The organism is Lentzea sp. CA-135723 (assembly GCF_050936595.1).
GTDB lineage: Bacteria > Actinomycetota > Actinomycetes > Mycobacteriales > Pseudonocardiaceae > Lentzea.
Genome location: NZ_JBNJMK010000001.1, coordinates 4549346 through 4563741, shown reverse-complemented (window position 1 = coordinate 4563741; position 14396 = coordinate 4549346). Strand labels below are relative to the sequence as shown.

At 70.0% G+C, this 14396-nt stretch carries 13 protein-coding genes and 1 pseudogene; 6 read left to right on the top strand and 8 right to left on the bottom strand.

Annotated features, from left to right (window positions below; genetic code table 11):
- Nucleotides 1-93 precede the first annotated feature (93 nt).
- Nucleotides 94-471: a nuclear transport factor 2 family protein gene (locus tag ACQEU1_RS20520; RefSeq protein WP_433203946.1), complete on the top strand. Its 378-nt coding sequence runs from the start codon at nucleotides 94-96 to the stop codon at nucleotides 469-471.
- Nucleotides 468-1271, top strand: coding sequence for an ergot alkaloid biosynthesis protein (locus ACQEU1_RS20515; protein WP_433203943.1), 804 nt, complete (start codon nucleotides 468-470; stop codon nucleotides 1269-1271). Before ACQEU1_RS20520 ends, ACQEU1_RS20515 begins: the two co-directional genes overlap by 4 nt.
- Here ACQEU1_RS20515 and ACQEU1_RS20510 read toward each other — a convergent pair.
- Both ACQEU1_RS20510 and ACQEU1_RS20505 read right to left on the bottom strand, forming a co-directional pair.
- Nucleotides 1243-2559 (bottom strand): hypothetical protein, encoded by a 1317-nt coding sequence (locus ACQEU1_RS20510; RefSeq protein WP_433203940.1) that lies wholly within the window; start codon nucleotides 2557-2559, stop codon nucleotides 1243-1245. The two genes, ACQEU1_RS20515 and ACQEU1_RS20510, sit on opposite strands and share 29 nt — an antisense overlap.
- A gap of 50 nt (nucleotides 2560-2609) precedes the next feature.
- Complete coding sequence (locus tag ACQEU1_RS20505) at nucleotides 2610-4112, bottom strand: beta-xylosidase (protein WP_433203937.1); 1503 nt, start codon at nucleotides 4110-4112, stop codon at nucleotides 2610-2612.
- Between the two features lie 160 nt (nucleotides 4113-4272).
- Between ACQEU1_RS20505 and ACQEU1_RS20500 the strand changes: the two are divergent.
- Nucleotides 4273-4623: pseudogene (locus tag ACQEU1_RS20500) on the top strand (hypothetical protein); the annotation flags it as partial.
- A 40-nt stretch (nucleotides 4624-4663) separates the two neighbouring features.
- Here the strand turns inward: ACQEU1_RS20500 and ACQEU1_RS20495 are convergent.
- From ACQEU1_RS20495 to ACQEU1_RS20485, 3 genes are read right to left on the bottom strand one after another with little or no spacing between them, the layout of a single operon-like run.
- Nucleotides 4664-5452: a phosphotransferase gene (locus ACQEU1_RS20495; protein WP_433203934.1), complete on the bottom strand. Its 789-nt coding sequence runs from the start codon at nucleotides 5450-5452 to the stop codon at nucleotides 4664-4666.
- Between the two features lie 17 nt (nucleotides 5453-5469).
- Complete coding sequence (locus ACQEU1_RS20490) at nucleotides 5470-6114, bottom strand: response regulator (protein WP_433203931.1); 645 nt, start codon at nucleotides 6112-6114, stop codon at nucleotides 5470-5472.
- Complete coding sequence (locus tag ACQEU1_RS20485) at nucleotides 6105-7229, bottom strand: sensor histidine kinase (RefSeq protein ID WP_433203928.1); 1125 nt, start codon at nucleotides 7227-7229, stop codon at nucleotides 6105-6107. Before ACQEU1_RS20485 ends, ACQEU1_RS20490 begins: the two co-directional genes overlap by 10 nt.
- A 163-nt stretch (nucleotides 7230-7392) precedes the next feature.
- On the opposite strand from ACQEU1_RS20485, the gene ACQEU1_RS20480 reads away from it, so the two are divergent.
- Nucleotides 7393-8034 carry a DedA family protein gene (locus ACQEU1_RS20480; RefSeq protein WP_433203925.1) on the top strand — a complete coding sequence of 214 codons (642 nt, stop codon included), beginning with the start codon at nucleotides 7393-7395 and terminating at the stop codon, nucleotides 8032-8034.
- 655 nt (nucleotides 8035-8689) lie between these two features.
- On the opposite strand, the gene katG is transcribed toward ACQEU1_RS20480, so the two are convergent.
- From katG to ACQEU1_RS20465, 3 genes are all read right to left on the bottom strand, one after another.
- Nucleotides 8690-10921 carry a catalase/peroxidase HPI gene (katG, locus tag ACQEU1_RS20475; protein ID WP_433203922.1) on the bottom strand — a complete coding sequence of 744 codons (2232 nt, stop codon included), beginning with the start codon at nucleotides 10919-10921 and terminating at the stop codon, nucleotides 8690-8692.
- Between the two features lie 18 nt (nucleotides 10922-10939).
- On the bottom strand, nucleotides 10940-11374 hold the full coding sequence (locus tag ACQEU1_RS20470) for a Fur family transcriptional regulator (protein ID WP_090068208.1): 435 nt from the start codon (nucleotides 11372-11374) through the stop codon (nucleotides 10940-10942).
- 67 nt (nucleotides 11375-11441) lie between these two features.
- A complete protein-coding gene (locus ACQEU1_RS20465) occupies nucleotides 11442-12836 on the bottom strand; it encodes a PLP-dependent aminotransferase family protein (RefSeq protein WP_433203918.1) in 1395 nt (464 codons plus the stop codon).
- Nucleotides 12837-12858: 22 nt separating this feature from the next.
- Here ACQEU1_RS20465 and ACQEU1_RS20460 point away from each other — a divergent pair, with 22 nt between their 5' ends.
- On the top strand, nucleotides 12859-13749 hold the full coding sequence (locus ACQEU1_RS20460; protein ID WP_433203915.1) for a DMT family transporter: 891 nt from the start codon (nucleotides 12859-12861) through the stop codon (nucleotides 13747-13749).
- Between the two features lie 85 nt (nucleotides 13750-13834).
- Nucleotides 13835-14377 (top strand): DUF6939 family protein, encoded by a 543-nt coding sequence (locus ACQEU1_RS20455; protein WP_433203912.1) that lies wholly within the window; start codon nucleotides 13835-13837, stop codon nucleotides 14375-14377.
- The last annotated feature ends 19 nt before the right edge of the window (nucleotides 14378-14396 follow it).

The window sequence follows — 14396 nt, the reverse complement described above, 5'->3', positions numbered from 1 at the left end:
GCGCACATCATAGGACTGGACGAGACGGTCCCGTTCCGTCTAGCTTTGGACGGGACGGGACCGTCTCGTCCAATTCGTTGCGGAGGAGCTTCCGTGGACCTCATCCCGAGGGCACTGCAACTGCTGCTGGACAAGGACATGATCGGGTTCGCCGGCCTGTGGGCCGAGGACGGCGTGATGGAGTTCCCGTTCGCCCCGCCCGGCTGGCCCGCGCGGCTGGAGGGCCGCGCCGCGATCGAGGACTACCTGCGCGACTACCCGAAGATGCTCGACATCAGGGCGTTCCCGAAGCAGGTGGTGCACGAGACCCCGGACGTGTTGGTGGCCGAGTTCGACGCCGAGGGCGTGGTCGTCGCGACCGGAAAGCCTTACCGCGCCTCGTACATCGCGGTGATCACCGTCCGGGACGGCGAGATCGTGAACTACCGCGACTACTGGAACCCGCTGCTCGCCCAGGAGCTGGCGGCGTGAGCGTGCTGATCATCGGCGGCACCGGCACGACCGGCAGCCGGCTCGCGTCCTTGCTGCCGGAAGCCCTGGTCGGCACCAGGAAGCCGAAGCGGGACAACGATGTCAGGTTCGACTGGGACGATCACTCGACGTTTGAAACCGCGCTGGACGGGATAGAGAAGATCTACCTGATCCCCCCGATCGGGGTCGTCGACCCCGTCCCGGTGGTCGAGTCGATGCTCACTCGAGCGCGGCTCGTGCGGCGGGTGGTACTGCTGAGCTCGTCCGCGGTGCCGGAGAGCGCCACGGGGATGGGCGCTCTCCCCGCACTCGTGCGCGCCCTGCCGGAGTGGGCGGTGCTGCGGCCGTCCTGGTTCATGCAGAACTTCACCGGCGACCACCCGGTGGCGGCGGGCGTGCTGGCCGGCGAGATCGTCACGGCCACCGGTGACGGCAGGGTGGGGTTCGTGGACGCCGCCGACATCGCCGCCGTGGCCGCGCGGGCGTTGACCGATCCGGTGCCGCACAACGCCGATCACGTGCTCACCGGGCCGGAGGCGTTGAGCTACGCCGACGCGGCCGCGATCATCGCCGACGTCACCGGCAGGCCCGTGCGGCACCGCTCGGTGAGCACGGCCGAGCTGACCGACCGGATCGCCGCCGGCCTGCCGAGGGACTTCGCGGCGGTGCTGGCCCGGCTGGACGAGGACATCCGCGGTGGCGCGGAGGACCGGGTCACCACGACCGTCGAGGACGTGACGGGCAGGCCGCCGACGTCGTTCCGGGACTTCGTCAGCGAATCGACGCGCACGGAACGATGAAGAACCAGCCTTGAGGCTCGTGCTCCAGCCGTGCTTCCGCCGCCCCGGCGGCACAGCCGGCGCGAGCACGAGCCAGGCTGTCGTCCCACTCGATGCCGGTCAGCACGGTCTGGGGCATCCGGAGGTGGGTGAAGACGCTGACCACCACGAGAAACCCGATCAGGTACCTGCTGCCGGCGACCACCGCGCGTTCCCAGGTCCTCGCCGGGGTCGCGTCCAGCCCGACGAAGATCGCGGTGAACAGGAACAGACACGACGCGATGCTGTACCGCTGGCCCGCCAGCACGACGTCCAGCGCCTGCACCTGCAGGACCTGCGACCAGTTCAGCACCAGGCAGACGGCGATCAGCACGAAGCTGTACGCGCCGGCGACCAGGGCGAGCGTCCGGCCGGCCCGGTCGCCGAACCGCAGTGCCGCCGCGATCGGCACGGCCGCGGCCAGCAGCGCGGCGAGGATCACCAGGTTGCCCTGCGCCGGGTAGAGGTCGCTGACCCGTTCCGAGCCGGTGAACGCCACCACGGGCACCCGCAGCAGGCTCGCCAGCAGCACCTGCACCGGATCGACCGGGTCGTGCGAGTACGGCGTGCGTTCGGCGAACAGCATCGTGACGCCCTGCACGACCGACGCGGCGAGGAACGCGATCGGCACTTCCTTGCGTGACTGGAAAAGCCGCACCAACGCGATCGGCGCCAGGATGAACACCAACGGGCTGGTCAGCGCCGACAGCACCACGAACAACGCGACCGGGACGCGCGGAGCGTTGTGCCACAACAAAGCCCAGAAAACGCCGTACAACAGGAACCAGTGCAGGTTCGTGACGTTGTTCAGCGTCTCGGAGTTGCCCGCCGGCAGCACGATGACGAGCGAGGCGAGCGCGAACCGCATCGGCCCGGACCTCAGGTACGCCTTCGACGCGGCGAACGTGATCAGCGCGACCAGGGCCCGCAGCATCGCGGCACCGATCGCGAAGCCCGCCGCCGCCCACTCGACCGGCAGCAGCGCCACGACCTGCGCGACCAGCCTTGGGAAGGCGTGCAGGTAGCCGCCGTACGGGTTGACGAGGTTCGTGAGCACGGGGGAGCGCACCGCGTCGACCATGAACCGGGCGCCGTCCTCCGCCCACAGGCGGTCGAGGCGGGACCAGCCGGCCGGGATGAGCAGCAGGAACGCCACCGAGGCCACGAACGCGGCGGAGAAGCCCAGCCGGGCCGGTTCGTGCCGCGGTTCGTCCGGCACCGGCACCACGCTGTCCGCGAGCGCACTTGGCCGTTCTGTCGCGATTGTCAACGTTCGGTCCCCCATGTCCGATTTCGACCATCGGGGGAGAACGTATCCGGTCAGCGGCGGGCGAGATCCGGCAGGCGTTCGTACTTGGCCCACTGGTCCGCGGACACCGGCGTGATCTGCGACGAGTTCAGCGTCGCGACCTCCGCCGACCCGACGACCCACAGCTTGCCGCCGAGCAGCAGCCCGACCTCGCCGTCAGGGTTCGTGACGGCGGGAGCGCCGGCCGGGACGGTGACCGCGAGCTTGAGCGAGTCGACGCCCGCCGGCCGGTTGGCGAGCACACCGCGTGCGAACTTCTCGGCCACGGAACGGCGTTCGAACCGCATCACGTTGGCGCCCACGACGACGTCCAGCGTGCGTTCCGGGGACGGCACCGCGTAGCCGCTGAGGACCTTCGCCTCCGCCGCCGTCGCGCAGCCCCTGATGCCGACCGCGTCCATGCCGAAGTGCGCGATGTCCGTCGGACCCGCCGGGCCGTTGACGGTGCCGCGCAGCACGTCCAGCGCGACCCGGCCGCACGGGTCCCTGGGGTCGACCGGCGCGTGACCCTCGGGGGTGCGCAGCAGGCCGGGGCCTTCCTTCCAGGGCCCGGCGATCGTCACGGGCTCGAAGGGGTGCCGGGTGAAGTCCTTGTTCCAGAAGGTGATGGTCGTGCCCGAGTCGGTCTCGTGGGCGATGGCGAACGACGAGACCGCCTCGATCCACATCCAGTCCGCGCTGAACGCCTCGACGACCGACCGGGTGCGCGGCTGGTTGTTCGACGTCACCGGCTTGAAGCCCTGCGGGCTGAGCGCCTCGACGCCCTTGGCGAAGATCGGGTCCCGCGAGCGCAGCACGTACTGGCCGGCGCCGTTCTGGTGCGAGGCGAGGCCGGTGGTGTCGGTGAACATCAGGTACACCCAGCCGTCGACGTACACGGCCGACTGCTGACCGGCGCCGTAGGTGTTCTCGCGGATGTTGTCACCGGCGGGGGCGACGATCGACTGACCGCCGTTCTCCCTGGTCCACGTGACGCCGTCCGTGCTGGACGCGACGCCGACCGAGCTGCCGTTCGCGTGGTTGTCCCGCGCCGCGCCGGTGTAGTAGAGGTAGTACGTGTCGCCGACCTTGATCAGCGACGGGTCGCACGTGTGGATCGCGTCGAAGCTCCCGCCGCTGCCCGAGAACACCGGAACGGCCGTCGTGAACGGTCCACCGACGGCCGGCCCCTCGCTGTAGAGGATGTCGTCCCCACCGGGCGGCGCCGAGCTCAACTGGCTGCACCACCACGCCCGCACCTTGCCGTTGTCGAGCATCACGGCGGGCGCGTAGTTGTACGGCGCGTCCCCCGACCCGGCGAGCACGGTCCCGCCGCTCTGCCGGCCGTTCTCGGTGGTGAGGTTGATCTTGTTCCGGGGCGGCGCCGCAGGTGGCGCCTTCTTCGTCGACGTGGGCTTCTGCTCGTCCAGAGAGGGCCCGACCGGGTCACCGACCGCTGCGTTGGTGCACGCCGTGACCGCACTGACCAGCGCGAGCGCAGCGAGTAACGCGAGAGGTCGACGTCTCAGGGGCACCCACCCATCATAGTGATCAAGTCCTCCGTCCGGGTGAAGTCGTCACGAGGAGTGCGTTCCGAGGCAGGAACGAGAGCCGCCGGACCAGGTCCCGCCGTGGCCTGTGACGGTGAGCACACCGGCGTCGCCCCAGGTGATGGCCGCTGGGCTGCCTGCGCCTGGCCCGGCAGGGATGAGCAACCGATCCTCATGGCCTCTCACCGGCCCGAACCGGACGACACCACGGGTCGAACGACGAATCGTCAAAGCCCGGCTGAACCGCCGACGGGGACCCGCCCGCATCGCCTACCTGCTGGATCTCACCCCGCGCCAGGCGATCTCATGCACGTCGAGATCAAAAGCTGGGCAACATCCCCGACGGCGGAGAGCACCGCGTCCACGGACGCCAGATCGGTGACCGCAACAGCCAGCGCACCCTCACCGCGACGCTTACCGCACAGAAGTACTTCCACAGCACATCACCCACGAACGCACCCGCCCCTACCGGCCACAAACCAACGGCAAGGTCGAACTCCAGCCAGCCGCGTTCCTGACCTCTCAGGCCAGGACACCTAGCCCAGCGGTGGGTGTTCGCGCAGCGTGCAGCGCCGGCGGAACCAGGCGAGGAACCTCGCCGGATCGCCGTCCTGCCGGAGCGCGGACACCGCGCCCGTCAACGGGAACATCGCCGCATGCGTGAGCGCCCGCTCGTACAGGTCGGGCCGCACCCGCCGCACCACCGGCCAGCCGTAGTTCGCGAACGCCGCCGCGTCGAGGGCCGGGTCGCCGGCGCAGGCGAAGTCCCAGTCGATGACCCCGGTGACCTTTCCGTTGTGCCAGCGCAGGTTCACCGGCGCCAGGTCGCCGTGCACGAAGCCCCTGACCGCCGGCAGCTCCGCGAACCGTTGCAGCACCAGGGAAGCCTGCTCGCGTTCGTCGTCCGTCAGCAGCGGGAACACGAGCTCGGTGATCGACTCGGCAGCGGTCCGCCCACCGGCGTGGTGCAGCGGTTCGTCCAGCAGCGCACCGAGTTCGTCGCTCGGCTCGACGCTCTCGAGCGCGTCGAGCACTTCACGGACGGCCTCGTCACTCGCCGTCGCCGACTGCTCGCCCGCCACGTACGAGATGACGACGTGGGCCTCGCCGAGCGGCAGGTCCAGCCGGTCCTCGATCACCTCCGGCACCGCGAACGGCAGGTCCAGCCCGGAGATCAGCCGCAGCGCCCGTGCCCGCCGGCGCGCGTCGGCAAGGCTGTGGCGTGGAAAGCGCGCGACCCACTCTCCGTGCAGCACAACGGCATCGTTGAACAGGCCGCTGGCGAGCTCCGTGCCCGGCCGCGCGAGCAGCTCCTCGACGCTCATCAGCTCCTCGACACCTCTCAGCTGCCCAGGTAGCGGACCACCGCCAGCACCCGGCGGCTCATGCCGGACGACCCGGAGAGACCGAGCTTGTCGAAGATCGCGTTGATGTGCTTCTCGGCGGCGCTCTGCGAGATGTGCAGCTGGGTGGAGATGCGGGCGTTGGTGAGCCCTTGCGCCATCAGTTCCAGGACCTCCTTCTCTCGCGCGGTCAGGGTTTCGAGCGGGTCGACGTGCGTCGTCCTGGACAGCAGCCTGCGCACGACCTCGGGGTCGAACGCCGCGCCACCGGACGCGACCCTCTCCAGGGCCTCCAGGAACTCGTCCACCTGCGCGACCCTGTCCTTGAGCAGGTAGCCGACCTTGCCGCCGGTGCTGGTGATCAGCTCGGTGGCGTAGCGGTTCTCGATGTACTGCGACAGCACCAGCACGCTGACCTCGGGCCACCGCTCGCGGATCTCGAGCGCGGCCCGCATGCCGTCGTCCTTGTGACCGGGTGGCATCCGGACGTCGGTGACCACGATGTCCGGCCGGTGGTCCTCGGTGGCCCTGAGCAGCTCCGGTGCCGTGCCGACGGCGGCCACGACCTCGTGCCCCTCCTCGGCCAGCAACCGGATCAGGCCTTCGCGCAACAACGTCGAGTCCTCGGCCAGGATCACGCGCACGGCAGCCTCGCGCAGATCGTGGTGGGACCGCCGGCCGGACTGAGCACGTCGAACGCCCCGTCCACCGCCTTGACCCTCCTGGCGAGCCCGGACAACCCGGACCCGGTGCGGTCCGCACCGCCGACCCCGTCGTCCTTCACCAGGACGGCGACCTCGGAGCTGCTCGACCACACGGAGATCTCGACCACCGACGGATCGGCGTGCTTGGCCGCGTTGGTGACGGCCTCGGACGCCACGAAGTAGATCACCGCCTCCAGCGCCTTGCCCGGCGCCTTCGTGAGCGCGGTGCTGATGTCGACGCGCACGCTCGCCCGTTCCGCCAGCGCCTCCAGCGCCGCCTCCAGACCGGAGTCGTCCAGCACCGCCGGGTAGACCCGCGTCGCGACCTCGCGCAGCTCGTCGATGGCCTCGCCCGCGGTGTCGTGCGCCTGCTGCAACAACTCCTGCAGGTGCTCCTCGTTCCTCGCCCGCCTGGCCCGGCCGATCAGCATGCCGAGCGCGACGAGACGCTGCTGAACTCCGTCGTGCAGGTCGCGTTCGATGCGCCTCCGTTCGTCGTCGATCGCCTCGATGACATCGGCCCTGGTGCTCGTCAGCTCGGCGACGCGCTGCCGCAGCAACGTCTGCTGACTGGTCCCGAGCAACGCCGTGGCGAGCCACCTGTCCAGCGCCGCGACGCCCATGACACCGACCGTCGTCACGAAGATGACCAGCAGGCCCGGCAGCAGGACCAGCAGGATCAACCCCAGCGGGACGCGGTTGTCTTCCTCAATGAACCCCCAATCACCTCCTAAGAGCCATGCCGACACCATCGAGCCGGCGACGACGTACCAGAACGCCAGCATGCAGATCACTCCGGCGCCGAGCGCGCCGACCAGCCACCGCACCGCGAGGTATCTGCGACATCCCTTCCGCGTCAAGGGATTCGTGTGCGCCGCCTGGTCGAAACGCTCGATCCTGCCCAGCTCGTACCCGGCCAGCCTGACCACGCCGACATCGCCCGCCGCGGCCACGAGCCCGGCCAGCCCGGTCAGGGACCCGATCAAGAGCCCGAGGAGCACCCTGAACCAGCGCCGCACCAACGAACCCGCACTGAGCTGCCCTTCCTGATGCACATTCGCCACCGTACTGGCACCCCAGCGCCCCGGCATTGCGGTTTACCACAGTATTGCCCTGCGGCTTTCCCCACGATTCTCGACGGACAACCACATGGTCCTCACCCCTCCCCGTTCCTAGCGTGAATCCCAACAGATCTCACCACCACTCGAGGGGTAAACAATGCTGGCTGAATGGGCCGTCTCGCTGATGGAGTCGCTGGGAGGCGTGGGCGCCGCGGTGGTAGTCGGCCTGGACAACCTCTTCCCGCCCATCCCGAGCGAGCTGGTGCTCCCGCTGGCGGGCTTCTCCGCGAGCAAAGGCGTGTTCAGCCTGCAGGCGGCGCTCTTCTGGACCACCCTGGGCTCCGTGGCGGGAGCCGTCATCGTCTACCTGGCGGGCATGCTCCTGGGCCGCACCAGAACCCGAGCCCTCGTAGCGCGCATTCCCCTGGTCCGCGTCACCGACTTCGACAAAACCGAGGCCTGGTTCACCCGCCACGGCACCAAAGCGGTGTTCTTAGGTCGAATGATTCCGCTGTTCCGCAGCTTCATCTCCTTACCCGCGGGCGTGGAACGCATGAACTTCCCGAAATTCCTGGTGCTCACCACCCTGGGCAGCCTGATCTGGAACATCGTGTTCGTGGTGGCCGGCTACCAGCTGGGCGAGAACTGGCACCGAGTCGAGTCCTACGCGGGCGTCTTCCAGAAGCTGGTGATAGCCGCGGTGGCCCTGGCGGTGACCCTGTTCGTGGTCACCCGCGTACGCCAGCGCCGCCAGGACGACGCGGACCAGACGGAGGTGCTACCGCGAATCAACCGCTGACCGCGCCGAAGTGTCCTGGATCGGTTCTGCGTCAGAGAACTCGCCGTCGACCGGACCGGGCATGCAGGGCTACTTGCGCACGGGCCGCTCGGCGCCGCACAGCCTGCGATCGCCGATCACCTCACCCAAGCCTGTCTCGGCCCAGGCGCATACGGGCACAAGCACGGCGCCCCCGACCGGCGCACATCGGCAATGACGGCCCGCTTCGCAGCAAGCCTGCCACGCTCGACTCCCGGCTCTTGGTCGCCACGCAGTGACGTTGCCGCACAAGATGATCCGGCTCGGTCGTGTCAGCGCAGACGTGCCCTGGACCGGGTCTGAGTCAGAGGCGAGCACGTCGGAGAAACTTGGCGTCGACCAGGCCAGGCAAACCGAGGCACTTGCGCGCGGACCGCACGGTGCCGCCGATGGCCGCCTCCACCGGCACGTCTGCCCTGGGCGGGCAGGAGGCCTCACGACCCATCAGGCCGCACAGCCTGCGGGCAGCCACGAGCCAGAGTCCTGAGTGGACGATCCGGGCATCGAAGTGGTTGCTGGAGAACAGGAGGGAGACATGGTCTTGCGAAGGCAGAGCCGGGTGCGCGCCGCACACCCCCGTGAAGACGCCGGTACCCCAGGCCGGGGGAATGGCCTGGGGTACCGGGATCGAGCTGGATCAGACGTCGTAGCGGTCCGCGTTCATGACCTTGTTCCACGCCGCGACGAAGTCCTGGACGAACTTCTCGGAGGCGTCGTCACTCGCGTAGACCTCGGTGATGGCGCGGAGCTCGGAGTTCGAGCCGAACACCAGGTCGTTGCGGGTCGCGGTCCAGCGGACGGCGCCGGTGGCGCGGTCGCGGCCCTCGAAGTTCTCCTGGTCCTCGGTGACCGACTTCCACTCCGTGTCCATGTCGAGCAGGTTCACGAAGAAGTCGTTGGTCAGCGTCTCCGGCTTGGCCGTGAGCACGCCCGCCGCCGAACCGCCGTGGTTGGCGCCCAGCACGCGCAGGCCGCCGACCAGCACGGTCAGCTCCGGGGCGGAGAGGCCGAGCAGGTTCGCCTTGTCGACGAGCAGGTACTCCGAGGGGAGCGGGTGGCCCTTGCCGCGGTAGTTGCGGAAGCCGTCGGTCGTGGGCTCCAGGACGGCGAACGACTCGGCGTCCGTCTGCTCCTGGGTGGCGTCGGCGCGGCCCGCGAGGAACGGCACCTCGACGTCGTGGCCCGCGGCCTTGGCGGCCTGCTCGATCGCCGCGCTGCCGCCGAGGACGATCAGGTCGGCGAGCGAGACCTTCTTGCCGCCGGACTGCGCCGCGTTGAAGGCCTCCTGCACGCCTTCGAGGGTGCGCAGGACCTGGGCGAGCTGGTCGGGCTCGTTGACCTCCCAGCCGCGCTGCGGCTCGAGGCGGATGCGGGCACCGTTGGCGCCACCGCGCTTGTCGCTCTGGCGGAACGACGAGGCCGAGGCCCACGCGGTCTTGACGAGCTGCGAGACCGAGAGGCCCGTCTCGAGGATCTTGGCCTTGAGCGCCGCGACGTCGTCGGCGGAGACGACCTCGTGGTCGACGACCGGCAGGCGGTCCTGCCAGATCAGCTCCTCCTGCGGCACCTGCGGGCCGAGGTAGCGCTGGATCGGGCCCATGTCGCGGTGGGTCAGCTTGAACCACGCCCGCGCGAACGCGTCGGAGAACGCGGCGTGGTCCTCGGCGAAGCGGCGCGAGATCGGCTCGTAGACCGGGTCGATGCGCAGCGCGAGGTCGGTCGTCAGCATCTCCGGCGTGCGGTTGAGCGTGCCGTCCTCGGGGTCGGGCACGGTGTTGGCGCCCGCGCCGTCCTTCGGCTTCCACTGGTGCGCGCCCGCAGGGGACTTGGTGAGCTCCCACTCGAACTCGAACAGGTTCTTGAAGAACAGGTTCGTCCACTTGGTGGGCTGCTGGGTCCAGGTCACCTCCAGGCCGGAGGTGATGGCGTCGCGGCCCTTGCCGGAGCCGTGCGTGCTGATCCAGCCGAAGCCCTGCGCGTCGATCGTCGCGCCCTCGGGCTCCGCGCCGACCAGGTCCGGGTCACCGGCGCCGTGCGCCTTGCCGAAGGTGTGGCCACCGGCGATGAGGGCGACGGTCTCCTCGTCGTTCATGCCCATGCGGCCGAACGTCTCGCGGATGTCGCGGGCGGCGGCCAGCGGGTCCGGGGTGCCGTTGGGGCCCTCGGGGTTGACGTAGATCAGGCCCATCTGGACGGCCGCGAGCGGCGACTCCAGGTCGCGCTCACCGCTGTAGCGGGCGTCGCCGCCGAGCCACGTGGTCTCCGGGCCCCAGTAGACGTCCTCGTCCGGCTCCCACACGTCGTTGCGGCCGCCGGCGAAACCGAAGGTCTCGAAGCCCATGGTCTCCAGGGCGCGGTTGCCCGTGAAGATCATGAGGTCCGCCCAGGAGACGTTCTTGCCCCACTTCTTCTTGACCGGCCACAGCAGACGACGGGCCTTGTCCAGGTTGCCGTTGTCCGGCCAGCTGTTGAGCGGCGCGAAGCGCTGCATGCCCGCGCCGGCGCCACCGCGGCCGTCGTGGGTGCGGTAGGTGCCCGCGCTGTGCCACGCCATGCGGATCATGAAGGGGCCGTAGTGGCCGAAGTCTGCGGGCCACCAGTCCTTCGACTCGGTCAGGACGGCGTCGACGTCGCGTGCCAGCTCGTCGAGGTCGACGGTCTGGAACGCCTTGCCGTAGTCGAACTCGCCGCCGAACGGGTCGGCCTGGACGGGGTGCTTGCGGAGGATCCGGAGGTTGAGCTGGTTGGGCCACCAGTCTCGGTTGCTGCCGCCCTCGCTGGGGTGGCTGATGCGACCATGCGCGACCGGGCAGCCGCCGGCCTCCTCCACGTTCAGATCGGCCAGCTTGGCGTCAGTGCTGTCGGACACGGGAATCCTTCCGGGTGTTCAGGAACTTTTCGCGGCGGTCGTGCACTCGGGGCAGGAGCCCCAGTAGATGACCTCGGCCTCGTCGATGACGAACCCGTGGTCGTCGGATGCGTCCAGGCATGGCGCGTGGCCGACCGCGCAGTCGACGTCGGCGATGGCGCCGCAGGATCTGCAGACGACGTGGTGGTGGTTGTCCCCGACGCGCGCCTCGTAGCGGGCGACCGAGCCCTGGGGTTCGATCTTCCGCAGCAGGCCGGCTCCGGTCAGCGCGCGGAGCACGTCGTACACGGCCTGGTGGGAGACCGCGCCGAGGTTCTGACGCACGACGCCGATGATCGAGTCCGTGTCGGCGTGCGGGTGGGAGTGCACCGCGGACAGCACGGCTATCCGCGGAGCCGTCACCCGAAGAGACGCTCCACGCAACAGGCGCTCGAAGTCGGAAGCCGTGGGCACGGGGGCCACCCTGCCGTCTTTTCTGGACTGAGTCAAGTTAACGAGCGGTGCAGTTCACCCGAAGTAGTCATCTCCGCACAGTGGACACGGCGTGGGCGAGACGCCGGACTCCTTCTGCGAGCACGTGTTCCGGTGCGCCGCCATAGGTCAAACGGAGAAAGCTGCCCGGCGGTTCAGCGGCGAACCACGACCGTCCCGGAACGACGACCACGTCGCGGGCCGCGGCGGCCGTCGTCAGCTCGAGATCGTCCACACCGTCCGGCAACGTGGCCCACAGGTGCAGGCCGCCGGTCGACCTGGCGATCTCGAACTCGGGCAGGTGCTCGGCGACCGCGCGCGCCAGAGCCTCGCGCCTCGACCTCAAGGACTGCTGGAGCGTGCGCAGGTGCCGCCGCCAGACCGGGGACGTCACGAAGTCGATCGCCGCCTCCTGCAACGGCCCGGCGACGTACAGGTCCTGCCGGGACCGGGTGTTCTTGAGCCTCGTGCCCGCGGGGCCGCGGGCGCCGATCGCGGCGACGCGCAGACCGGGTGCGGCGATCTTGGTGAGCGAGCGGACGTAGACGACGTGGCCGTCGGTGTCCTGCGAGACGAGCGTCGGAGGGGCGGTGCCGTCGATCGTGAAGCCGCGCGCCCAGTCGTCCTCGACCAGGAACGCGCCCGCCCCGCGGACGATCCGCATGACCTCCGTGCGGCGGTCGTCGGACAGCACGGCGCCGTGCGGGTTCGCGTGCAACGGCTGGCAGTAGAAGACCTTCGCGCCGGTGCGTTCGAACGCGGCCCGGAGCAGGTCGGGACGCACGCCGTCCTGGTCGGCGGGCACGGGGACGACCTTGAGCCCCGCGTCGCGCGCGGCCGCGATCGCGCCGAGGTAGGTGGGCGACTCGACGAGCACCGCGTCACCGCGCTCGCCGAGGCCGCGGAACACGGTCGCGAGTGCTTCCTGGGCACCCGCGCAGACCGTGATGTCGCCTGCCCTGAGCTCGCCGCCCGCCTCTTTGGCGAACCACGCGCGCAGCTCCTCCTTGCCCTCGACCGGCACGCGTCCCCAGCTCGCGGGTCGGCGTGCGGCACGGCTGAGCGCTGCGCCGAGCGCGTCGGTCGGCTGCAGATCGGGGTCGAGGTAGCCGCTGGTCAGCGGGATGGCCTCGGGCTTGGGCACGGCGACGAGGTTCGCCACGAGGTCCTCACCGGGCCTGCCCTCGCCTAGTGCGACGGCCTGCCACGACAGGTCGTGGCTCGGCGTCGTGGCGCGCTGGGCGACGTAGCTGCCCCGGCCGGGCCGCACCTCGACGAGGCCTTCGGCGGCGACGCGCTGGATGGCCTGCTGGACCGTCGCGGGGGAGGCGCGGTGCCGTGCCATCAGGTCGCGCACCGAGGGCATCCGGTCGCCGGCGTGCCCGGCACGTGCCGTCGCTCTCAGGTCCTCGATAACGCGGATGGCTGCGTTATCCTCATTCATGAGAGCCAAGAGTAACGTTATCGTGCCAGCGGGGGTAACACTCGGCGCGCTCGGCGTGCTGGGTTTCAGCTTCTCCCTGCCCGCGACCCGGCTGGCAGTGGCAGGCCTGGACGCGTGGTTCGTCGCGTTCGGACGCGCGTTCGTCGCCGGCCTCCTGGCGATCGCCTACCTGGCGTTATCGCGAGCGCCGCGACCGTCGGTAACGCAGGTCCGTCGCCTGCTCGTCGTCGCTCTCGGCATCGTGATCGGCTTCCCGCTCTTCACCTCTCTCGCCCTCACCACGCAGACCTCGGCCCACGGCGCCGTCGTGATCGCCGTGCTGCCGATGTCCACGGCGATCTGGGCCGTCGTGCGGGCGGGAGAGCGCCCGCCGCTCGCGTTCTGGCTCGCCAGCGGCGCCGGTCTGCTCGCGGTGCTGGCGTTCGTGGCCACCGGCGGCGGGTTCTCCGGTTCGCTGAGCCTGGCCGACGCGTACCTGCTGATCGCCGTCGTGCTGTGCGGCCTGGGCTACGCCGAGGGCGGCGCGCTCGCCCGTGAACTGGGCGGCGCGCGCACGGTCTGCTGGGCACTGGTCGTCTCGTTGCCGGTGACCATCCCGGTCTCCCTGTACACAGCGGACTTCTCGCGCGCCGACACCGTCGTGTGGCTCAGTTTCGCTTACGTGGCCCTGATCTCGATGTTCCTGGGCTTCTTCGCCTGGTACGCCGGCCTGGCCGCGGGCGGCGTCGCCAAGATCGGCCAGATCCAGCTGGCCCAGCCGGTCCTGACGTTGCTGTGGTCCGCTCTGGTGCTGGGCGAACCGGTCGGCTGGCCTGCCCTCGCCACCGCGGCCGTCGTGCTCGTCTGCGTCGTGCTGACCCAGCGCAGCCGTGTCACACCGACGAAGGTCGCGCTGGATCAACCGGTTCGCTGAACGGCGACGCGACGAACGGCCTCGCAGAACGCCAGGCTGCTCCGCGGCGCCGAAAATTGTCAGACCCTCCTGCCATCCTCGACCCATGCCGATCGAAGTCGCGAGCAAGCGGCGCAAGGTGCAGCGCCCCGGCGCGGTGGTCGTCGACGTGACCTCCCGCGGCCCCGACCCGTGGGTGCGCTTCAGCCCGTTCTACCCGCACGGCCAGATCCCGGTGCCGCTGTCGCCGGGCGTGACGAGCGAGTCCGTCGAAGGTCTTTGGCAGGCGTTGAAGGTCTTCGACGGCGCCGACGTCGACCCGCCCAAGCTCGCCGTCACCTCGATGAAGGGCTTGAAGCGCACGGTTCGCCGCTTCGGTCCGGTGCGCGGGCATCGCGCGGGGCTGGGTGGCGAGGGGCTGCTCGACTACCGGTCGGCCCGGCTGGAGATCTACTTACCGGCCTACCGCTGGGTTCTGGAGCACCGGCTGGCGGCGGAGGTGGCTCGGTTGCGCGAGCTGGCCGAGACCGCCGACGTCGTGCTGCTCGACTACACGACCAACGGTGACGTCGAGGACCTCGGCACACCGCTGTCGCACGCCGCCCTGGTCGCCGATCACGTGAGGAGGATTGCCGCTCCCGCGTCCTGAAAGCCGGATTTATACTTTC